General features: G+C 40.7%; 19 protein-coding genes and 1 riboswitch. Of the genes, 12 read left to right on the forward strand and 7 right to left on the reverse strand.

The features are described 5' to 3' along the window. Positions 1-16 precede the first annotated feature (16 nt). The 3 genes from AC4CU0_RS07295 (at position 17) to AC4CU0_RS07305 (ending at position 3137) form a co-directional block, all read left to right on the forward strand. Positions 17-2455, forward strand: coding sequence for a heavy metal translocating P-type ATPase (locus tag AC4CU0_RS07295; protein ID WP_490743477.1), 2439 nt, complete (start codon positions 17-19; stop codon positions 2453-2455). Between the two features lies 1 nt (position 2456). Further along, positions 2457-2876, forward strand: coding sequence for a Cu(I)-responsive transcriptional regulator (gene cueR, locus AC4CU0_RS07300; protein WP_490742806.1), 420 nt, complete (start codon positions 2457-2459; stop codon positions 2874-2876). A gap of 66 nt (positions 2877-2942) precedes the next feature. Continuing rightward, entirely contained in the window at positions 2943-3137 is a 195-nt protein-coding gene (locus AC4CU0_RS07305) for a heavy-metal-associated domain-containing protein (protein ID WP_078190942.1), read from the forward strand. Between the two features lie 67 nt (positions 3138-3204). Here the strand turns inward: AC4CU0_RS07305 and AC4CU0_RS07310 are convergent, their stop codons facing one another. Then, a complete protein-coding gene (locus AC4CU0_RS07310) occupies positions 3205-3810 on the reverse strand; it encodes a TetR/AcrR family transcriptional regulator (protein ID WP_078190941.1) in 606 nt (201 codons plus the stop codon). Positions 3811-4415: 605 nt separating this feature from the next. Between AC4CU0_RS07310 and AC4CU0_RS07315 the strand changes: the two genes are divergently transcribed. The 4 genes from AC4CU0_RS07315 to AC4CU0_RS07330 all read left to right on the forward strand — a co-directional run bounded on the left by AC4CU0_RS07315 (position 4416) and on the right by AC4CU0_RS07330 (position 9639). Continuing rightward, the gene (locus tag AC4CU0_RS07315; protein ID WP_490742807.1) at positions 4416-6194 is read left to right on the forward strand and encodes an acyl-CoA dehydrogenase C-terminal domain-containing protein; all 1779 of its coding nucleotides are present in this window, start codon (positions 4416-4418) and stop codon (positions 6192-6194) included. A gap of 101 nt (positions 6195-6295) precedes the next feature. After that, on the forward strand, positions 6296-7465 hold the full coding sequence (locus AC4CU0_RS07320; protein WP_078193795.1) for a thiolase family protein: 1170 nt from the start codon (positions 6296-6298) through the stop codon (positions 7463-7465). Between the two features lie 133 nt (positions 7466-7598). Next, positions 7599-9098, forward strand: a complete 1500-nt coding sequence (gene scpC / locus AC4CU0_RS07325) for a succinyl-CoA:acetate CoA-transferase ScpC (RefSeq protein WP_490742808.1) — start codon at positions 7599-7601, stop codon at positions 9096-9098. 223 nt (positions 9099-9321) lie between these two features. Beyond that, complete coding sequence (locus AC4CU0_RS07330; RefSeq protein WP_373683882.1) at positions 9322-9639, forward strand: hypothetical protein; 318 nt, start codon at positions 9322-9324, stop codon at positions 9637-9639. A 90-nt stretch (positions 9640-9729) separates the two neighbouring features. Here the strand turns inward: AC4CU0_RS07330 and AC4CU0_RS07335 are convergent, their stop codons facing one another. Next, positions 9730-10431 (reverse strand): HAD family hydrolase, encoded by a 702-nt coding sequence (locus AC4CU0_RS07335; RefSeq protein WP_490742809.1) that lies wholly within the window; start codon positions 10429-10431, stop codon positions 9730-9732. 190 nt (positions 10432-10621) lie between these two features. Between AC4CU0_RS07335 and AC4CU0_RS07340 the strand changes: the two genes are divergently transcribed. The 4 genes from AC4CU0_RS07340 to uca all read left to right on the forward strand — a co-directional run bounded on the left by AC4CU0_RS07340 (position 10622) and on the right by uca (position 16875). Continuing rightward, a complete protein-coding gene (locus AC4CU0_RS07340) occupies positions 10622-11515 on the forward strand; it encodes a LysR family transcriptional regulator (protein WP_078190935.1) in 894 nt (297 codons plus the stop codon). A gap of 197 nt (positions 11516-11712) precedes the next feature. Next, a riboswitch (guanidine-I (ykkC/yxkD leader) is annotated at positions 11713-11824 on the forward strand. A 29-nt stretch (positions 11825-11853) separates the two neighbouring features. Continuing rightward, positions 11854-12591: an urea amidolyase associated protein UAAP1 gene (locus AC4CU0_RS07345; protein ID WP_490742810.1), complete on the forward strand. Its 738-nt coding sequence runs from the start codon at positions 11854-11856 to the stop codon at positions 12589-12591. An 11-nt stretch (positions 12592-12602) separates the two neighbouring features. Then, positions 12603-13265, forward strand: coding sequence for an urea amidolyase associated protein UAAP2 (locus tag AC4CU0_RS07350; protein ID WP_490742811.1), 663 nt, complete (start codon positions 12603-12605; stop codon positions 13263-13265). A gap of 4 nt (positions 13266-13269) precedes the next feature. Then, on the forward strand, positions 13270-16875 hold the full coding sequence (uca, locus tag AC4CU0_RS07355) for an urea carboxylase (RefSeq protein WP_490742812.1): 3606 nt from the start codon (positions 13270-13272) through the stop codon (positions 16873-16875). A 119-nt stretch (positions 16876-16994) separates the two neighbouring features. On the opposite strand, the gene AC4CU0_RS07360 is transcribed toward uca, so the two are convergent. Further along, complete coding sequence (locus tag AC4CU0_RS07360) at positions 16995-17276, reverse strand: hypothetical protein (protein ID WP_180088355.1); 282 nt, start codon at positions 17274-17276, stop codon at positions 16995-16997. Between the two features lie 2 nt (positions 17277-17278). Next, on the reverse strand, positions 17279-18832 hold the full coding sequence (locus tag AC4CU0_RS07365; protein ID WP_180115603.1) for a PepSY-associated TM helix domain-containing protein: 1554 nt from the start codon (positions 18830-18832) through the stop codon (positions 17279-17281). 118 nt (positions 18833-18950) lie between these two features. Between AC4CU0_RS07365 and AC4CU0_RS07370 the strand changes: the two genes are divergently transcribed. Further along, on the forward strand, positions 18951-19082 hold the full coding sequence (locus AC4CU0_RS07370; RefSeq protein WP_257220934.1) for a hypothetical protein: 132 nt from the start codon (positions 18951-18953) through the stop codon (positions 19080-19082). Between the two features lie 120 nt (positions 19083-19202). Here AC4CU0_RS07370 and AC4CU0_RS07375 read toward each other — a convergent pair whose 3' ends face one another. From AC4CU0_RS07375 to AC4CU0_RS07385, 3 genes are all read right to left on the reverse strand, one after another. Further along, positions 19203-19814 carry a DUF4198 domain-containing protein gene (locus AC4CU0_RS07375; protein ID WP_180088351.1) on the reverse strand — a complete coding sequence of 204 codons (612 nt, stop codon included), beginning with the start codon at positions 19812-19814 and terminating at the stop codon, positions 19203-19205. Between the two features lie 66 nt (positions 19815-19880). Continuing rightward, entirely contained in the window at positions 19881-22034 is a 2154-nt protein-coding gene (locus AC4CU0_RS07380; protein WP_490742814.1) for a TonB-dependent siderophore receptor, read from the reverse strand. A gap of 131 nt (positions 22035-22165) precedes the next feature. Next, positions 22166-22510 carry a transposase family protein gene (locus tag AC4CU0_RS07385; RefSeq protein ID WP_490742815.1) on the reverse strand — a complete coding sequence of 115 codons (345 nt, stop codon included), beginning with the start codon at positions 22508-22510 and terminating at the stop codon, positions 22166-22168. Between the last annotated feature and the right edge of the window lie 38 nt (positions 22511-22548).

Raw genomic sequence — 22548 nt, forward strand, 5'->3', positions numbered from 1 at the left:
CGTTGCACAAAAGCAGATTGAACTTGAAATTGAAGGAATGACTTGCGCATCGTGTGTTGCACGTGTTGAAAAAGCCTTAAAGGTAGTTCCAGAAGTCATCGATGCAAAAGTGAATTTGGCAACTGAAAAAGCCACGATTACGGCATTGGCATCTGTTGAAAATTCTGCATTGGCGAAGTCTGTAGAAAAAGCAGGTTTTCATATTGCACAGCCCAATATTGAATTAAATATTGATGGAATGACCTGTGCTTCATGTGTGGCACGGGTTGAAAAAGCCTTAAACGCTGTAGACGGTGTCAATAAAGCAACGGTAAATTTAGCCAGTGAAAAAGCCTTTGTTCAGGCTCCCGCTTCAAAAACACAAGAATTGATCGCGGCAGTTAAAAAAGCGGGATACAGTGCTAGCATTGCTACGCAGCAACAACCGACAATGGCAGAAAAAAAAGCCGACGAAGCTCGGTTACTCAAACGTGATTTAATCATCGCATTGGTACTCGCTGTTCCTGTTTTTATCTTGGAGATGGGATCACACATGATTCCAGCTTTTCATCATTTTATTGCGCATAATTTAGGGACACAAAATAGTTGGTATATTCAGTTTATATTAACCACTTTGGTGTTAATCCTTCCTGGAAGACGTTTTTATCAGCACGGCATACCTGCACTTGCGCGACTTGCCCCGGATATGAATTCTTTGGTCGCAGTCGGGACTTTATCTGCTTATAGTTTTTCTTGTGTTGCAACGTTTGCTCCGCAATTATTACCACAAGGTACCGTTCATGTGTACTTTGAAGCAGCTGCAGTGATTGTGGCGTTAATTCTGTTGGGTCGTTTTATGGAGGCGAAGGCCAAAGGTAAAACATCGCAAGCTATTCAATACTTAGTCGGCATGCAACCCAAAACAGCACGTGTAGAGCAATCTGGTAGCTATATAGATTTGCCGATTAGTGACGTTGAAACAGGCATGCTGATTGAAATAAGGCCTGGTGAACGTTGTCCGGTCGATGGTACGGTGGTGTCTGGGAATAGTTATATTGATGAATCCATGATCAGTGGCGAGCCAATTCCTGTCGAGAAAAAAGCCGGTGATCAAGTTGTCGGTGGAACGATTAACCAAAATGGGGCCTTGAAAATACAAGCCACTGCGGTGGGTCAAGATTCTGCTTTGGCACAAATTATCCATATGGTTGAACAGGCTCAGGGTTCAAAATTACCAATTCAAGCTTTGGTGGATAAAGTCACGTTATGGTTTGTACCGGTGGTGATGGCGTTGGCCTTGATCACCTTTTTAGTTTGGTATGTTGTAGGACCTGAACCGAGTTTAACCTATGCTTTAGTCAATGCTGTAGCAGTACTGATCATCGCATGTCCATGTGCAATGGGTTTGGCAACGCCTACATCTATCATGGTCGGTACAGGGCGAGGTGCAGAACTTGGAGTTTTGTTCCGTAAAGGTGAAGCCTTACAACAACTCAAAAATACACAAGTGGTTGCGGTCGATAAAACGGGGACATTGACGGAAGGTAAACCGAAACTGACAGATTTTGAAGTCACTGAAGTTTTTGATAAAGATCGCGTATTTCAGTTATTGGCCTCTGTAGAGCAGAAATCTGAGCATCCGATTGCCTATGCCATTGTACAAGCTGCGAAAGAGATGCAAGTGCAACTTTTAGAGGTTGACCAGTTTGATTCCGTGACTGGTGCAGGGATTCAGGCGGTTGTTGAAGGACAAAGCATTTTTATCGGTGCAGATCATTTGATGCATAAACTTGGTTTAGATACACAAATCTTTTCATCACTGGCGGAACGCATGGGCAATGAAGGGAAAACCCCGCTCTATGTCTCGATCGATCAACAGCTTGCTGCCATTGTTGCTGTTGCCGACCCGATCAAAGCCACAACCTTCGCAGCCATTCAAGCTTTGCATGATTTAGGGCTGAAAGTGGCCATGATTACAGGCGACAACCGACATACTGCTTCTGCCATAGCACGACAGTTGAAAATTGATCATGTGATCGCTGAAGTAATGCCAGACCAAAAAGTGCAATCTGTACAACAATTGCAAAAAGAACATGGTGTTGTTTGTTTTGTCGGCGATGGCATTAATGATGCGCCTGCACTTGCGCAAGCAGATGTGGGCATGGCGATTGGTACAGGGACAGATGTGGCGATAGAGGCCGCAGACGTTGTGCTTATGTCGGGTAATTTGCAAATGGTACCGACAGCAATCGCACTGAGTACTGCGACGATGAATAATATTCGCCAAAATCTATTTTGGGCATTTATTTACAATGCAGCATTGATTCCTGTCGCTGCAGGTGTGTTATATCCATTCTTTGGCATATTGCTTTCACCGATGTTCGCAGCAGGTGCAATGGCACTTTCATCGGTGTTTGTTGTGTCAAATGCCTTGCGTTTAAAAGCATTTAAAGGACCAGTTTTTCAGGAGTCTTGAGATGAATATTGGACAAGCAGCAAAAGCTTCGGGCATTTCTGCAAAAATGATCCGTTATTATGAATCGATTGGGCTGTTAAATAATGCGCAGCGCACCGATGCCGGCTATCGAATTTATTCAGAAGCCGATATTAAAACCTTGAGTTTCTTAAGACATGCGCGTGATTTAGGTTTTTCTTCTGAACAAATGAAAGATTTACTTGGGCTTTGGAAAAATCAAAGTCGGCAAAGTGTTGAAGTTAAATCATTGGCGTTAAAACATATCCAGACCTTAAATCAAAAAATCGCAGACTTACAGGCTATGGTTGAGATCTTGCAACAATCTGTCGATGGCTGTGCTGGTAATGATCAAGCCGACTGTACGATTTTAAATCAAATCGAAACAGGCATGGCTGAGTGTTGTCATACATCGAAGAATTAAACTCGCTTGACCTTACAATCATGTCAAGGTTTATAGTATTGATATTAGAAAAGAAGGATGAACAGCATGAAATTTCGTATTGATAATATGACATGTGGTGGTTGTGCGCGTAGCGTGACAGCAACGATTAAAGACTTAGATGAAAATGCAACGGTCACTATTGATGTAGCCACAAAATTAGTTGACGTTGAATCTAGTGCTAGCGCAGAGCAATTGATTAGCGCTTTAACCGAAGATGGTTTCCCACCTGTCATTGCATAACTTAGATATTGTCGAATGAATAAAAAAGCCGAACAATTGTTCGGCTTTTTTTATGTATAAATCAATTTTATACAGCTGAAATTTTATCTGGCGTCATCAGGGCCTGATTAATATATAACTTGATTAAGCGTTCACGTGAACCGATTGATTTTTGATAATGCGTTGAATTGAGGAGCAGGGATGCACCATAAGTGACCGTCCAAATATAGGATAAATAATCACGAATCGACATTGCGCTTTCAAGTGATTTTAGATAATCACTGGTCATATCCTTAATTTCAATAATACGTTCTTCACGAACACGATAGAGCTCTTCAAATAACTCTTTTAATTTACGTTCATTATTGGTTAAGCGTTCTTCAATGACATGTAATAATATAGTTCTATTAGAATTCAACATATTATAAAGCATATATTGTGAAACATAAGTTTTAATATCATGATTATATTTTTTTGAAATTTCTAATAATCGTTTTTCATTTAAGATAATCAGTTCTAAATATAATTGGTTTTTACTTTTAAAATGTTTATAAATCGTGCCTTTGGCAATATCTAGTTCACAAGCTAACTCACTTAAGGTGATGTCTTGATTATTATCTAATAGCAGGGTTTCTGCCATGGCTAAAATTTTTTCCTTGCGAAGGATAAAATTTTGTTGGCGTACTGAACTCATGATAACTGTTCCATAAACATCTTGAGGGTGAACAAGCCTAGCTTAAGCTAAATCTTGTGAATCTTACATTCCACTATGGTCTCAAATATTACATAAATTGGTTTAAAAATAAACACATTAGTAGAGTGCGTAAAACATATAGAATTCATAGCATAAAATTAATGTCAATAAAACTGAACCCTTGAGGTCATTTTTTTGAAATAAAATTCCATTTTTATTTTTTTTAATTTATTGTCTTTTCGCTTTTACAACAAAAGCAGCATTTAACAAAACGGTCTTGGTTGTTATGTTATTAATACAACCTAAATTAAACATGATTATAGGTACTATTATGTTTGGTTTTAATCAATTACCAATTATAAATTTAGTCAATTCAATAAATTTATTTAATTGTAATAAAATAATGCTGCTCAAAATATCAGGTGGTTATTTTCCACTTGTCGGTAAAAACACATTATCTATATCCATTTTAGATATCTATCTGAAAAAACAGATCTTTAAAAAATCCACACAAAATTGATTTGATGATTTTGTGCGGGAGCGTGCAACTTTAAAAAAGTACTTTGTCAAAGACGCTGACAAAGCCTGTAGAAAAGGAAAGTACAATGCCAATATACAATGCGCCGTTAAAGGACATGGACTTCATCTTAAATGATGTATTCAATGCAGATGAGTTCTGGCAGTCAAATGAAAACTTAGCTCATATTGATATGGCGACTGCAAATGCCATTTTAGAAGAAATGGCTAAGTTTTCTAAAAACGTTATTCTAGACTTGAACCGTACTGCAGATGAAGAAGGTGGTGCGCAGTTTAGTAATGGTGTTGTTACTACGCCTACAGGGTTTAAAGACGCTTTTAAACAATTCGCTGAAGGTGGCTGGGTTGGTTTAGGCGCTTCTGAAGAATGGGGCGGCCAAAACATGCCGAAAATGTTGACAGTACTTGCTGACGAAATGATTTGGAGTACCAATCCATCATTTATGTTGTATCCACTACTGACTGTGGGTGCAGGTATGGCGATTAATGACCGTGCTTCGCAAGAGCAAAAAGAAACCTATCTTCCAAAATTTTATACGGGTGAATGGTCAGGCACTATGTGTTTAACTGAACCACATTCAGGGACTGATTTGGGGATCATTAAAACCAAAGCAGAGCCGAATGAAGATGGTTCATTTAATATTACAGGCACGAAAATTTTCATCACCAGTGGTGAACATGATCTGTGTGAAAACATCATCCATCTTGTGTTAGCAAAAACGCCAAATGCACCTGCGGGTTCACGTGGTATTTCATTGTTTATCGTTCCAAAATTCCATGTCAATGCCGATGGCTCAGTCGGTGAACGTAATGCTGTTTCAGCGGGTTCAATTGAACACAAGATGGGTATTAAAGGTTCTGCAACGTGTGTTATGAACTTTGATGGTGCCAAAGGTTATATCGTTGGTAAAGAAAACGAAGGTCTTGCGGCGATGTTTGTCATGATGAACTATGAACGTTTATCGATGGGTATCCAAGGGATTGGCGCTGCAGAATTTGCTTACCAAAATGCTGCACAGTATGCGACTGATCGTCTACAAGGTCGTTCTGCGACAGGTGTGAAATCTCCTGAAAAACCAGCAGACTCTATTTTAGTACATGGTGATGTACGTCGTATGTTGTTGAATGTACGCGCCAACAACGAAGCATCTCGTGCATTTGCTGTGTATGTTGGTCAGCAATTGGATATTACAAAATATTCAACTGACGAAGCTGCAGTGAAAAAAGCCAATGACCGCGTGGCTTTATTGACACCTATTGCAAAAGCCTACCTAACAGATACAGCCCTACAAGCTACTTTAGAAGCGCAAATGTGCTTTGGTGGTCATGGCTATATCCGTGAATGGGGTATGGAGCAATGCATTCGTGACTTACGTATTTCACAGATTTACGAAGGCACAAATGGCGTACAAGCGATTGATTTAATTGGACGTAAAACCACGAAATGTAATGGTGCATTTATTGCCGAATACATTACTGAAATTCGTGACTTTGCTGCAACAATGGCTGATTCAAAAGTTAAATCTGCAGCATTGCAAGTTTCTGACGAAGTTGAAGCATTAACGCAATTCATTATTGAACAATCTAAGACCACCCCAGACTTTAGCAGTTCGGTGGCAGTCGATTACCTGCACGCTGTTGGTTTACTCAGCTTTGTGTATATGTTTGCGCGTATTAGCAAAGCTGCGGCTGAAAAACCAGAGAGCTTCTTCCAAAACAAACTGGTACTCGCAGATTTCTATGTTGAGAAAGTTCTACCTGACCTTGCTGCCCGTGCTCAACGCATTAAAGCAGGTTCTGAACTTATCATGCAGCTATCTGAAGAATACTTCACCGCTCAATCTTAAAGTTTCATCGAAACCACTGTGAAAAACATTAAGATGGAAAATCTGAGGAACCAGTCATGGTTCCTTGGGGTTAAAAGATTTAAAACAGGATGAAATAAGAAATGATTGTAATTGTAGATGGCGTACGTACAGCGATGGGTGGTTTTCAGGGTTCACTTTCATCTTGTACAGCCCCAGACTTAGGTGCTGCAGCGATTCAGGCTGTTGTTGCACGTGCAGGTTTAGAACCTACAGATATTGACGAAGTTATTTTTGGCTGTGTATTACCGGCTGGTCTTAAACAAGGTCCTGCACGCCAAGCGATGCGTCAAGCAGGCTTACCAGATACAACGGGTGCCACCACGATTAATAAAATTTGTGGTTCAGGCATGAAGGCAGTGATGCAAGCAGCTGATGCGATTAAAGCCGGTTCTGCTAATATTGTGGTTGCTGGTGGTATGGAGTCGATGTCAAATGCGCCATATTTACTTGAAAAAGCGCGTTCAGGCTATCGTATGGGTCATGGTAAAACCACAGACCACATGTTTCAAGAAGGCTTAGAAGATGCTGAGACAGGTTTGTCGATGGGCATACTTGCACAAGATATGGCAGATAAAAAAGGCTATACCCGTGAACAGCAAGATGCTTTTGCCATCAACTCACTCAATAAAGCCGTTGCAGCGATTCAAGGTGGTTTCTTTAAAAATGAAATCGTGCCGGTTACCGTTAAAAGCCGTAAAGGTGATGTCGTTGTTGACACAGATGAACAGCCTTTAAGTGCTAAGCCTGAAAAAATCCCTACACTGCGTCCTGCATTCAAAAAAGACGGCACGATCACAGCTGCCAATGCCAGCTCAATTTCTGACGGTGCATCAGCTTTGGTGGTTACATCAGAAGAAACGGCTCAAGCACGTGGTTTAACGCCACTGGCGAAAGTCGTTGCTTATGCTACAAATTCACAGCATCCGTCAGAGTTCACGATTGCTCCAGTCGGTGCTATTGAGAAAGTACTTGCACAAGCCGGTTGGGATGCACAAGAGGTTGACCTGTGGGAAGTCAATGAAGCATTTGCCATGGTTACAATGCTGGCAATTGATGGATTTAACTTAGATGAAGCAAAAGTGAACATTCATGGTGGTGCTTGCTCACTTGGTCACCCACTAGGTTCATCAGGTTCACGTATTATTGTGACGCTGATTCATGCCTTAAAACGCACTGGCGGTAAAAAAGGTGTCGCAGCACTGTGTATTGGTGGCGGTGAAGCAACTGCAATTGCGGTTGAACTGATTTAATTTGCCTCAATTTATATAAGTAAGCTTTTAGATAAGTACGTTTTTAGATAAGCAATAACAAACGCTATCTCAGTTCGCTGGGATGGCGAAAAAAGATGTTTATTTTGAGATATTTATTTTTTGAGATTTTATTATGAATGGTTTAGATCGCATTCGCTTACTCTCCCTTCGCGACAAAGTGATGTCTGCTGAAAAAGCGATTGAGTTAATTCAAGATGGTTCAGTGGTTGGTTTAAGTGGTTTTGGTGGTGCAGGTGAGGCAAAGACGGTTCCATTGGCACTTGCAGATCATGCAGTTTCACATCCTCTTCGTATCACGTTGGCAACGGGTGCTAGTTTAGGAAATAGTATCGATGGTCGCCTCAATGCGGCGCATGCGATAGAACGTCGTTATCCATATCAGGCAGATCCTGGTTTACGTAAAGCCATTAACGCTGGCGAGGTCATGTATATTGACCAACACTTGTCTGAAATGGCTGACAATATTCGTCATCATAATTTACCGCGCATTAATGTGGCCGTTATTGCAGCGAATGCAATTACCGAAGATGGTCAAGTTATTCCGACAGGTTCATGTGGTAACTCAGCCAATTTCATTGAAATGGCAGATCATGTGATTATTGAAATTGATAATACGATTAACCCAGTGCTCGAAGGTGTACATGATATTTATGTGCCTAAAGCGCGACCAAACCGTGGGCCAATTCCACTGACTCAGGTCGGTGAACGTATTGGTACGATTGGGATCAATGTCAGCCCCGATAAGATTTCAGCTATTGTGCTGAATGATTTGCCAGATACCCAGTTTAAAATGGATGAACCTGATGCTGAAACCCTAGCGATTGCTCAGCATCTGATTGATTTCTTTGAAGGTGAAGTGGCAGCAGGGCGTTTGCCTGAAAATTTGGGCCCGCTACAGTCAGGTGTGGGTTCGATTGCCAATGCTGTATTTGCTGGTTTTGAGCATTCTAATTTCCATGATTTGGAAATGTATTCAGAAGTACTACAAGACTGTACTTTCCAGCTAATTGATTCTGGAAAAATGAAATTTGCCTCAGGCTGTTCAATGACGTTATCTGAGCCTTGTGCACAGCACGTGATGAACAATTTTGATCAGTACAAAGACAAAATTGTGTTACGTCCACAAGAGCTATCTAATAACCCTGAAATCATTCGACGTTTAGGCATTATCGCGATTAATACGGCGCTTGAGTTTGATATTTACGGAAACGTAAATTCGACCCATGTGAGGGGTACCAAAATGATGAACGGTATCGGTGGTTCAGGAGACTTTACTCGTCATGCGCACATTGCCATTTTCGTAACCAAGTCGATTGCAAAAGGCGGTGCGATTTCATCTGTCGTGCCAATGGTGAGTCATACCGACCATACTGACCACGACGTTGACATCGTGGTTACAGAGCAGGGCTTGGCAGATTTACGTGGTCTTTCACCACGTGAGCGTGCACGTAAAGTCATTGAAATCTGTGCACATCCAGATTATCGCGCAGCATTGTTGAGCTACTTTGAACGCGCATGTGAGCGTGGTGGTCAAACGCCGCATATTTTAAAAGAGGCTTTGTCTTGGCATGCCACTTTTGAAGAAACCGGTTCAATGCGTCAAATCGTATAAATCTAAAGATTGAAAATATTTAAATAAGCCCACGATCAAGTGGGCTTATTTATTATGAAAGACTACAAATGTTTCAAAACATGACAAAAGAAAAACAGCAGGACTTGGTTTGCAACTTTTGCACAACATGAACGGTCTTAAGTTCTCTTCAAGGCTTTCTATAATGCAAAACTCATTGACAAAGAAGGTCAGTATTTTGAAAAAGATTCAATTTTTTTCTGCGATGTTGCTCGCAGTTCTCCTCAGTGCATGTAAACAAAGTCCAGCGCCCGATTATGCAGGAACATGGCAAAATACCGCAGTAGATCCGCAACTTGAAAATGCGCTGATTATTAGTAAAAATGGTGAAAACTATTTCATTACCAATACTTTAAAAGATAAACAAAGTGGTAAATCTGAAAAGAAAAATCCTGTACCTGCGTCTGTTGCTGAATCTGGGTTACTGGCTGTAAACTCTGGGACAGGTGCTGTTGAATTTGCGATTGACGAAAAAACAGGAAATTTAGTCGGGTCTGGATCCATTTATAAAAAAGTAAAATAGATCAATTATCTATTGATGCAAAAAAATCAAAAGCAGCCTCTAAATTTGGCTGCTTTTTTAACTTTAAAGCGAATGATTGATTACTAGTCATTAGTTTAAGACAGAAGAGAAATCATGGATAAAATAATCCGCTTTATTTTTGATTTGCTCAATTTCGTGCTCTGAATATGCATCATACACGGCAACCACTTCAATGCCTGCTGCATTTGCAGCTTCTACACCAATGAGTGAATCTTCAAAAATTAAACATTCTTCAGGTCGAACTGCAAAATGTTCAATCGCCTGTAAATAGACTTCAGGATGCGGCTTAATATTTTTGACACTTTCACGGGTCAGGATCAGATCAAAGCTATTTTCAAAATGCAGCATTGGATAGATGTTAATATTTTTTTGATATCGATAAATATTTTGCAGGCTGGTCGTGGTGGTAATTGCCGCCTGAATGCCTTGCTGAATGAGCTGTTGAACAAATAACGCTGCATGTGGTTTAAGCAAGATGATATGTTCTAAAAAATGCTGTGAAATGGCATATCGTTGCTGTTTGATTTGATCAGCCGTGTGTTGTTCAATTTTATAAGTATCTTTTAGATAGTTACAGTACATTAAGTAAGGGTCTGCGGTGTTTTTAAATAATTGCAGCTGAATGTCACGTTCACGTTGAATGAAATCCAATTGGATGGTTTGTCCAGTTAACTGTTGAATCAAATCTGCATCGACCTGATTCCACACGCCAACAGAATCGATAAGTGTGCCATCTAAATCAAAACAAACCAGTTTTTTTCCTTGAAGCATGTTGATATCCAAATTCGAGCTATGTCTATTATGCGGACTGATTGGAGTGTTGAAAAGCTGAACTCAACTGAGCAGGCTAAACTGGCGTTTCATCTGCAATAAAAGTAATATTTCGTTATTGGCTTTTTGTATAATTCAGCAGATGATGCACAGCATAACTTGCAATATTTAATTAGGGACTAAATCTTTCGTGTTTGAATTGGACTGTAAACTTCTTAGCATTTTTTTTCATGTTTATAAGTACAAAAATGTGTCGCAAGCTGCTGAACACTTGCAAATGAGTCAGCCTACAGTCAGTAATATTTTAAATAAAATACGACAGCATTATAACGACCCCTTATTTTTACGTATCGGCAATGAAATGGTGCCTACGGAGTTATCACGTCAGCTATTTCCTTTGGTCAGCGAAGCCTTGAGTAAAGTCGAAGCCATTAATAATTTTACGATTAATTTTGATCAAGCCATTTCAGATCAACAATTTACCTTGGCCATGACCGATGTTTCGCATTTGGTTTTATTGCCTAAAATCAGCCAATATCTAAAAAAACACGCGCCACAAATACGTCTAAATGTACGACCGATTACCACTGAAACCAGTTATCAAATGGCGAATGGTGAAATTGATTTAGCATTGGGTTTTTTACCACATTTGGAAAGCGGCTTTTATCAACAAAAATTGTTTGAGCAATATTATGTGGTGATTGCAGCTAAGGATCATCCACGATTAACGGGTGACACCATTACAACTGAGCAATATTTATCAGAGTCGCACATTGATATTGATGCAGGGATGGGGCACTACCATATTGAAAATGAGCTGCTTAACCTTGATTTAAAACGTGATATTTTGATGCGTTTACCTAGTTATTTAGGTGTAGGCTTAGTCGTGCAAGACACTGATGCGATTGCTACTGTGCCGTATTACTTGAGTGAAGTATTGCTTTCGCGCGGCAACTTAAAAATATTTGACGCACCGATTGCATTTCCAACCTATGGCGTGAAGCAATATTGGCATATGTCTTGCCATCATAAAACCAGCCATCAATGGCTACGTCATATGTTCCATGAGATATTGGTAAAATAATTTTTATGCATTACATAAAGCCCAAAAATGATTTTGGGCTTTTTTTTTGCAATTTTTGCAGCAATTTTGTGCATGGGCTGCACCCGATTTGGTCATGCTATAGCTCAATACTATAAAAAAGTCTAATAAATAGCAGTATTACGTTTATATAAATTGGTAATACTAAATTGGCACAGCCTTTGCATTTCTACATACATCATAAAGTGATCTAGGGTTCCGATACAACTTCATGTATGACTGCGACCGAGAGTTCACGGCTTCGTTTGAATTCAAAGCAAAGCTGCACGGAGGGATAAAAGCCCGGGAGGTAAACAGTTAAGAATTAGGCAGAGGCTGCAATGAGCACAACACATTATCATGAAGATAAAGCACTATGGACTGAACTTTTACCGGGTGGGCACCACTGGTCAGCGCGTATTCAGCGTGGCGCAGTATTACAGCTTAAATCGCTAGGGCAAAATGCCAATGTGTCGCTGTACTGTGTAAATAGTGAAGATAAGCTTGAACGTTACAACATGCCAGATAGTCTTAAGGGGCAGCACACGGCTTATTTAAGTACAGGTCATATTTTGGCATCGGATTTAGGCCGTGCCATGATCTCGATTGTGAAAGATGATCACGCTTGGAATGATGCTTTTTGTGCACCAAGTACGGCATCGCAAATTGAAAACCAATTCGGCAGCAAAACTTTCCAAGATGCCCGTAACGATATGTACCGCAGCGGAAAGGATAGCTTGCTGCTTGAAATGACCAAGTTTGGTTTATCTGCAACTGACCTCAGCAGTACCTTAAATTTATTCTCTAAAGTTCAACCTGATGACAACGGTAACTTAAGTTATGTTGCTTCGGACAATACAAATCAAGTGATTGAACTGCGCTTTGAAATGGATTGTTTGGTGTTTTTATCTAGTGCACCACATGGATTATCTCAAGCAGAAGAATATAAACCTGCTGATGTACAACTAAGCTTATTTAAAGCCAATCCTTTAGCTGAAACAGATGTATGCCGTGATTCTTGCCCGCAAAATCAACGTGCTTTTCAAAATAATAACCGCTACTACGCTTTAACGGCTTGAGGGGAATGATCATGACAGCATTAGTAAATCCAACACAAAATCATGAAAAATCAGTGTTAAGCGAAGTATGTCCTGCCGGTGAAGCATGGATGTGCGAAGTGAAAAAAGGGCAGTTTTTCCGTATCATTGACCTCGAAGGCAATCAAGCGGTGGATACACTATTTATCTCGAGCCAAAACCCTGAAGAACGTTATAGCGCTACGGATACTTTAGCGATTAACCAACAGATCTATTTAGAAAAAGGCACAGCGCTATATACCAACTTTGGCAACAAAATTGCCACCATCCATGACGACAACTGTGGTCGTCATGACACCTTAGGCGGTGCATGTTCATGTGAAAGCAACACTGTTCGCTATGCACATGACAAATTTCCAATGCACAGTTGCCGTAATAATTTCATGATTGCGTTGTCACAACATCCGATAGCAAAAAAACATGGCTTAAATGTCCGCCATATTGGCCCAAACATTAACTTCTTTATGAATGTACCTGTGACTGCGGATGGTCATTTGAAATTTGATGACGGTATTTCTGCGCCGGGTAAATATGTCGAAATTAAAGCCGAAATGGATTTAATTGTCCTCATTTCCAATTGTCCACAACTAAATAACCCATGTAATGCTTATAACCCAACAAAAATTCAATTGATCATTCGTGAAGGCGAGGAGTAATGCCATGTTCAATAAAGTCCTCATTGCCAACCGTGGTGCAATCGCTTGTCGTGTGATCCGTACACTGAAAAAATTAGGCATTCAATCAGTTGCTGTATATTCCGAAGCAGACCGTGATTCTTTGCATGTGACCTTAGCGGATGAAGCGGTATTTATTGGTGATAGTCCTGCCAGCCAAAGTTATTTAAATGTCGATAAAATTTTAGAAGTCGCAAAACAAACAGGTGCTGAAGCGATTCATCCGGGCTATGGTTTCTTGTCTGAAAATGCTGAATTTTGTGATCTCTGTGAAGCGCAAGGCATCGTATTTTTAGGGCCAAATTCGGCACAAATGAAATCATTTGGCTTAAAACATACGGCGCGTGAACTTGCGATTCAAGCCAATGTACCGCTTCTTCCGGGCAGTCAGCTTTTGGCAGATGAAGCTGAAGCACTGCTTGAAGCCAATCGTATTGGTTATCCTGTGATGCTGAAAAGTACCGCAGGTGGTGGCGGTATTGGCATGCGTTTGGTGTGGAATGAAGAAGAGCTGAAAGATGCTTATTCTACAGTGTCATATCTTGCCCAAGCCAACTTTAAAGATGCAGGTTTGTACCTTGAGAAATTTGTACAAAATGCCCGTCATATCGAAGTGCAAATTTTTGGTGATGGTAATGGCTTAGTCTTGGCACTTGGCGAGCGTGATTGTTCGGTACAACGTCGTAACCAAAAAGTCGTGGAAGAAACGCCAGCACCACATATCAATGATGAGCAACGTGCCTATATTCAATCGGTTGCGATTGGGCTCATGCAGTCGGTGAGTTACCGTTCGGCAGGTACAGTTGAGTTTGTGATGGATACCGACACACAGGAATTCTATTTCTTAGAAGTGAATACCCGCCTGCAAGTTGAACATGGTGTGACAGAGCAAGTGTTTGGTGTAGACCTTGTGGAATGGATGATCACTCTCGGTAGTGGTGATTGGATTGCACCAACAGCACAACTTGAATCGAAAGGTCATTCAATTCAAGTACGTTTATATGCAGAAGACCCAATTAAAAACTTCCAACCGAGTGCTGGTTTACTGACACATGTTGCGTTTGATGCCAATGCACGCAATGAAACTTGGGTAGAAACCGGTTCAAATGTCTCATCATTTTATGACCCGATGATTGCTAAAATTATTGTGACTTCGGACGATCGTGACTCTGCAATTGCTGCAATGACCGAAACACTTGCCAAAACATCGGTTGCAGGCATCGAAACCAATCTTGAATATCTACAAAATATTATCGACTGTGATGTATTTAAAGCCGGTACGCAAACCACACGATTCTTAAATACATTTGAGTGGAAAACCCAAAAAATTGAAGTGTTGCAATCAGGCATTCAAACTGCTGTGCAAGATGTCACAGGTCGTTTGGGGTACTGGGATGTCGGTGTGCCACCATCAGGTGCCATTGATCCACTATCACTGAATGTCGCAAACCAGTTACTTGGTAATGCCTATAACACTACAGGCTTAGAATGTACGCTACAAGGTCCGACTTTAAAATTCCACTGTGATAGCCAAATTGTATTGGCGGGTGGTGATATGCCATCAACCCTTGATGGTGTGGCTGTGCCAATGTGGAAAACCGTGAATGTGCGCAAAGGTCAGATTTTAAAATGTGGCAAAATCGCCACAGGTTGTCGCACCTATATCGGGATTAAAGGTGGTCTGAATGTGCCTGAATATTTAGGTTCACAAGCGACTTTTACCCTTGGTCAGTTTGGTGGTCATGCTGGTCGTAATTTATTGATTGGAGATATGTTGCCAATCACGGCATTTACATCTGAACAAGTGACAGCACTTGCGCCTGAACAAGTGCCAACGTTTAGTCATGAATGGGAAATTGCGGTGATGTACGGCCCGCATGGTGCACCAGACTTCTTTACCAAGAATGACATTGATACCTTCTTTGCCAATACTTTTGAGATTCACTTTAACTCAAGCCGTACAGGTATTCGTTTGATTGGTCCAAAACCTGAATGGGCACGTGAGGATGGCGGTGAAGCCGGTTTGCATCCATCAAATATTCATGACAATGCTTACGCGATTGGTGCGATTGATTTCACGGGCGATATGCCGATTATCTTGGGTCCAGATGGTCCAAGTTTAGGAGGCTTTGTTTGTCCTGCCGTGGTGATTAATTCTGAGCTTTGGAAACTTGGTCAATTGAAAGCAGGAGACAAAGTCAGATTTATACCTGTGAGTTATCATCAAGCGAAACTTTTAAATGAAAAATATCATGCGCAATTAGAAGTATCTGATACGCAGGCTGTGGCATTTGATGAGTCATTTTATCCTGAACTTTCCACCTTAAAAAACGCGGTGCTTGATACTTTAAAAGGTCAGAATGGCTTGCCGGATGTGGTGTATCGTCCTGCGGGCAACAACTACATGTTGGTGGAATATGGTGAGTTAGTTTTAGATCTGAACTTACGTTTCCGTATTCATGCACTCATGCAATGGGTTCAAAAGCAAAATATCACAGGGATTATTGATCTCACACCGGGGATTCGTTCACTGCAAATTCATTTTGATTCGATCAAGCTTGATCAATTGGATTTATTGCGTTTACTGCAAGTCGCTGAAGCTGAGCTGCCTGATGTGACCCAAATGCAAGTACCGTCACGGACTGTGTATTTACCACTGGCTTGGGAAGATTCACAAACGCAACTGGCAACTGAGCGTTATATGCAAACAGTACGTCCAGATGCACCATGGTGTCCTGACAATATTGAGTTTATCCGTCGTATTAATGGTTTAAAAGACAAACAAGCCGTCAAAGATGTGGTTTATGACGCAAGTTATTTGGTCATGGGTTTAGGTGATGTTTACCTTGGAGCACCTGTGGCAACACCACTTGATCCTCGTCAGCGCTTAGTGACGACTAAATACAATCCTGCGCGTACTTGGACGCCTGAAAATGCTGTCGGTATTGGCGGTGCGTATATGTGCGTGTACGGTATGGAAGGTCCTGGGGGTTATCAGTTTGTGGGTCGTACCACGCAAATGTGGTCTCGTTACCGTAAAAACCCTGACTTTGAGCAAGGTATGCCGTGGTTACTACGCTTCTTTGACCAAATCAAGTTTTATGAAGTCTCTGAAACTGAACTCATGCAAATGCGTGAGGACTTTAAAGCAGGTCGTTTAAAACTGCGTGTGGAAGAAGGTATACTGAACCTAAAAGAATACAATGACTTCTTGATTGAAAATGCAGAATCAATCTCAGCATTTAAATCCATCCAACAAGCCAATTTTGATGAAGAACGTCGTCGTTGGCATGAAGCTGGGCTTGCAGAGTATGTTTCTGAAAGCTTAGATGCTGTGATAGATGATAGTGATGTTCAAATTCCTGAAGGTGGTTGTGCGGTGGAATCACACATGCCGGGAAGTATTTGGAAAATTGAATGCAAGTCAGGTGATATTGTGGAAGAAGGTGCAACGCTTGTGGTGATTGAAGCGATGAAGATTGAAATTCCGATTATTGCGCCTGAACGTATGATGGTTTCTGAAATTACCATTGAAAAAGGGCAAACAGTGAAAACGGGGCAGGTGTTGTTTACTTTAGCTCCAGTGGCTTAAAGATATAAAGTAGAAAAGTTTGTTTAGCAGAATTTATTATTCATTAGACGTCTAAAGTAAACGACCTATATACCTAAGCACTTGTTATAAATATTATTGTTTATAACAAGTGCTTTAAGCTATTTTGTTGATTTTAAATTATTCACTTTTAGGATAAATGCAAATAAAAGCGGTGCGGTAAAAATACAAAGTGCAATAATACTAATGCTGTTGCCATAAGGTTGAGCAAATACAAACAGTGCTATGAGCAAACATAGGCTTGCTACTAATTTGGTTAATAGTGGAGAACGAGCCATCCAAGCCAGCTGAGTTTTTTGGGTGTGTACTAAACGTTTTGCACTCACTTGATAAAAGCACCAAAGCGCAATGACAATCAACATAAAACCAAAAATCAAATGCATGTTTAGATGTTCTCCAGTACAGCCTGCTGTTTACGTTTAATTTTATCTACGGCCCTTTGTTGAATGGGCACAATATTTTGATGTAAAAATAAGGCCAACAGTCCAAAAATTAAAATCATGAGATCTACTCTCAAAAAGGTCCAATATTGAGCCCATGAATGGATGTAGCCATGTGAAATTAAATAGTAAATATTAATGATCGGTAGCAGCAGGGCGCCAAGAATAAAAATTTTAAGCTGCATTTTCCAAAGCATGCGTTGTGGCATAACTAAGCTTGTAATTAAACTACTAAGCCAAATGCCAAAAAATGCGTAAACTTCATAAGTTGCGACACTGCTATGACCTTGCATCACTCGGTTTGCATATAAGTAGGCCAGCATAGACAGCGGGAGCCCAAGAATAGCCGCAATATTGAGACGGTTCACTACATAGTGGCCCAGATGAAAACTTTCCGATTTCCTTTGCATTTGTCGTTTTAAACTCCACAGCAAAAGGCCTGAAGCAATCATGGCACAGCCTAAAATGCCAGAAAAGAAAAAGCCCAAACGTAATGCAGGCTGAGCAAACTTTGCCATATGTAGCCCATATACACCTGCATTGAGTGTTGCGATGGCACTGGTATTCCGTGTTGAGCCCAACATTTTGCCATTGGCAGCATTAAAGGTTATTTGCGCTTGATTTCGAGTAATTGATTGATCTTTCAATTCGGTAATGGTGAGCCGCGATTGGGTAGTATTGGGTTGTTGGATAGTTATATTTTCAATAGCCGAATTTCCCCACTGCTGCCGTGCTGTATTTAAAAAATAATGAATTGACTTCATCTCTGCTTTATTTATTGTAGTTTGATGAGGCATAGTTACTGTGGTACGAATTTCTTCAAAATATTGAAATGGATTATCTGGATAGATTTTTTTCATACCAGATGGCAACAAAACATAGAAAAAAATGGCTAAACCAGTAAAAGTTATAGTCAAAAAAAAGGGAAGTGCGACAACAGCAGAAACATTATGAAAATCTAAATATGATCGTTGTCCTTTAAAGGCTCTTAAAGTGAAAAAATCGGTCAATATTTTTTTATGCGTTATCACTCCTGAAATGAGCGTAATCAGCATAATAAACGCCGCGATGGTCGTAATCAGCCTGCCAATATAATAGGGCACACCGTAGAGCTGAAAGTGAAAACTGTAAAAGAAATCTCCGCCTTGAGTTGTAGATGCGGCCATTTCTTTACCTGTGGCTGCATCTAAGGTTTTACTGTCATATCCGCCATCTGCCTTTTGCCAGTAAATTTTATTCACGGGCATGCTTTGATTTGCAACCCCGATGTACCAACTTTTAGCATCAGGCGCATTTTTTTGCAGATAGCTGACTGCAGTTTCAACAGCAGTTTGCTGATTAACTTGCATACTTGCAAATTGTGGTTGCATCCATAGACTGATTTCTTGGCGGTAATATGTGACGGATCCTGTTAAAAAAATCGCAAATAACAGCCAGCCAAAGAGCAGTCCAATCCATGAATGAAGCCATGCCATCGATTGGCGTACAGATTTATGCATGAATTAGCCTATGGAATGGTCAAGTAAAAATAGCCCGAATAAAAAAGCGATGCTGATAACAGAAAAGCGTTTGATATGTGGTGTACAAAATGCACAGATGACGAAGCAGGTATAAAAAATGAATGCGCAAAAACCTGCAAGAAATACCGATTCTGCTTTAGGTAAAAATGTGCTGAACAATTGGGTTAAATTCAGCGCCACTAATGCGCAGCACAAGAAGCCTATGCCAAAGGTCAGCAATAGCCGGTAAAGAAGGATGAGTGGCTGGGGAACAGAGATCATGCTGAGTCGTTTTAATTTACTTGATGTGAAAACAGATTGATCCTGCAAGCCTAAACGAGAGGATCAATCAGGCAATTATTGGCCGAACTTACTGAATAAAACTTAGAGTTGTGACCAAATACTGCTTGCTGTAATTTTGCTGATTAAATTTTCCTACTTTGTCAGACTCTTTGCTGACTTCAATTACATATTGGCCTTTCCAAGGCGTATCTATGGTGATTTGGCCTTGAGAATTGGCAGTATATTTCTTTTGCCAAAATTGAGGGGAAAATACAGTCAGTTCCAGTCCAGCTGCAGGTTTGCCTTGATAAAATACAGCGAATGTATTGCTGTTGGCTTGAACAGGAACAATATCCAGTTCAGAAACTGCTTTTAAATCTGATCTTCCCGCTTTCGCATGGTAAGAGAGCAGTGCTTCACCATACATCAGTTCACTGCTGAGTTTTACATCAGCCGCGCCTTTGGAGGCATAGGCAAGATGATCGGACTGAACCTTGGCCTTGAGCTTCTGTTTATTTTGCTCTGCCACGGCTGAATTAAATGATTTGAGAGATGTATCTTGTGTTTCTTTCACCTGTTCGCTGTATTCGCCAAAGTAGGCACGGGTTTGATCATCTGCATCGCGTTCCAGCCAAAGCATATGCGCTTGTGCGGAGAGTGTGAATGTGAGACCAGTGCAAAGCGCAAAGATTTTTTTCATGATTCATCCTGCAATATTGAAAATCTGTGAACGGCCTTAAGGCAAATACTTAAGGCCTGTATGGAATTAATATTTAAATCTGAGTGCTACGCTGTAATTTGCTGGCGCGCCGTAAAAACCTTGCTGGTCAGGAAAACTATAGAGATATTTTTCATTGGTCAGGTTGTTGCCATTCGCTTGAATAGTCAGATGATCATTCACCTCATAGCTGACCATGGCATTCAGCAAGGCATAGGCATCCTGCTCAATCACACCCGCTTTTTGTGTAATAGTGCCATTAGAGCTGGCTTCAGGAACATCTAAATAGGTCTTGTCTTGCCATTGCAATCCGAAACCGAGTTTTAATTTTGGGAGCTGCGGGACTTGATAAGTTGTCAATAAATTAATGGCTTGTGTAGGGTTGAAGGTACGAGCATCACCGCCGTTAATTAAATCTTTAAGGCTAAATTGGGTATAGCCGAAACTTAGATTTAAATGATCTGTGAGTTGCCCAGCCAAGCCAAATTCATAGCCTTGCGAGCGCAGATCACTGACCTCAGTTTTACGTAAAGTCGGGATGCCATCTGAGTTGCGAAGCGGGTAGTTGCTTTCTTCTGTACGGAAAACGGCCATAGTTGCAGTTAACTTATCATCTAGCCATGAACTCTTAATCCCTATTTCATAGCTTTCACCTTCAATCGGTTTATTGATGCTGCCATCGAGCGCTTTTGTTGTTTGCGGGCGGAAAATTGAGGTATAGCTCATGTAGCCTGTATATTCAGGCGTAAAGTTGTAGGTCAAACCTGCATATGGCAATACTTTGCTTTCATCATAAAACATGTCGGTGCCATAACTGCTGCCTTTGCTTTGCGCTTGAACATAATTAGCACCTACAAGTAGCTTGAGATCATCATTTAAATGCAGGCGGGTTGCGGCATACAGACTGCGGTTTTTTTGCTTGGTATGTGTTTCACCCGTAATTGTAGACATATCCCAATCAGGTTCATCTGGCGTCAAACTGGCTAAGTCAGATGTTATTGGGTTAGTATAACTACCGCCATGCGCAATTTCATTCATGTTGTTGTCTGCCCATGAATAGCCAAATGAGGCTTCATGGCGTTGCCCCCATAAAGGATAGGTCCCGCTGAAATTGAGACTGGCTTGACGTTCTTTGTCATCGTCTGCGTACATGCCTGGCCATAAATAGACACCTGATGTGCCATCAGCACTTGGATTACCTAATAAATAGAGAAGTTTTGAGTCGCGAGTGGTCTGCTTTTCATCATAAACCAGTTTAGCTTTCCAATCTCCGCCCAGTTTTTGTTCTATTTCGGCGAAGTAATTTTTGACATTGGTATTCCAATAGGTCCAGTCTGGGCTGTAAGTGTAACTGCGTGGAAAATCGAGCTGCTTACCCTCGGTCGTGATCAGCGGATTTGAGCCCCAGTTATTGCCATTCGGTTTATGGTTGGTTTCGGTGTATCCGGCAGTTAATGTTGTGCTGTCTGTAAGATCAGCAGCAAAGACTGCGCCAAAGCCATTTTTCTCTAATTCATAGTGGTCTAAATAACTGCCGCCTTTTTGCTCAAAACCAAATACCCGCGCGCGAACAGTGCCATCTTGATTCAGGGGAGAGGAGACATCCGCTTCATAACGCTGAGTATCCCAAGAACCATAGCTTGCGTTTACGGAAGCTTGAAGTTCCTGTGCTGGACGTTTTCGAATCATATTAATGCTGGCACCCGGATCGCCAATACCATTGTTTAACGAATCAGAGCCTTTAACCACTTCAATTCTGTCAAATAAAAAGCTGTCTGGATTATCGTTATTGTAGTTGTAGCTGCTGAGCGGGAAGCCCACACCATCAAACATGATATTCGAGATCTCAAAACCACGTGCTAAATAGGAAGATCGTTCGGTTTCCTGATTGCCGACAATTACACCAGGAGTGTTGCGCAGTATGTCTCGTGTGTTATTCAGTGCAAAATCATCTAGTTGCTGGCGTGTAACCACATTGACAGTCTGTGGAGTTTCTTTCAGTGCAATATCCAGTTTAGATGCGGTTGAAGAGTTTTGAATAATATAAGCTTTGCTTTGTTCTGAACTTTCAGTTGCTTGCTGACGATCGACAGCAATAGTTATGGTCGGGAGCTGCTGGGATGTCTCAGCATAACTTTGATGGGAAAGTATAGCTAAACTGATGAGTGATAATTTAAAAACAGGGCTTTTGTGAGATGACATTTTATTTCATAAATGAAAACGATTATTATTTAGTTTATTATTTAATATATAGGGTGACAATGGTTACCTAATAGAAAATATGAATGGAATGTTAAATTTTAATAGAATTTGTATTAGATTTCTTTCATAAGTCATTTTTCACTCAGCTCCAAGTTATAAATTCCAGCAATTAGATTGAATCTTAATGCTAGTCTTTTGCCTCGATTGCGATATCGCTCAGCAAGAATTTTGAAGGTTTTCAAACTGCCAAATACATGCTCAATTCCAATTCTTCTTTTATTGATTTCCTGATTATAGATTTTTAGTTCGGAATCCAGTTTACAGCGCTTCTTTGCTTTTAATGGCAACAAGCTATTTGGATACACTGTATAAATTCCCTGATAACCCTTATCCGCAAGGATAAATGCACCTGCAGGAATCTGATTCAAGTTACGTTTGAAGAGTTCGAAATCATGTAGGCACCACGACTCGTACATAAACTCAGGATTTTTTGAGTTTGATAATGAATGATGGC

The organism is Acinetobacter sp. LipI_15, assembly GCF_058242865.1.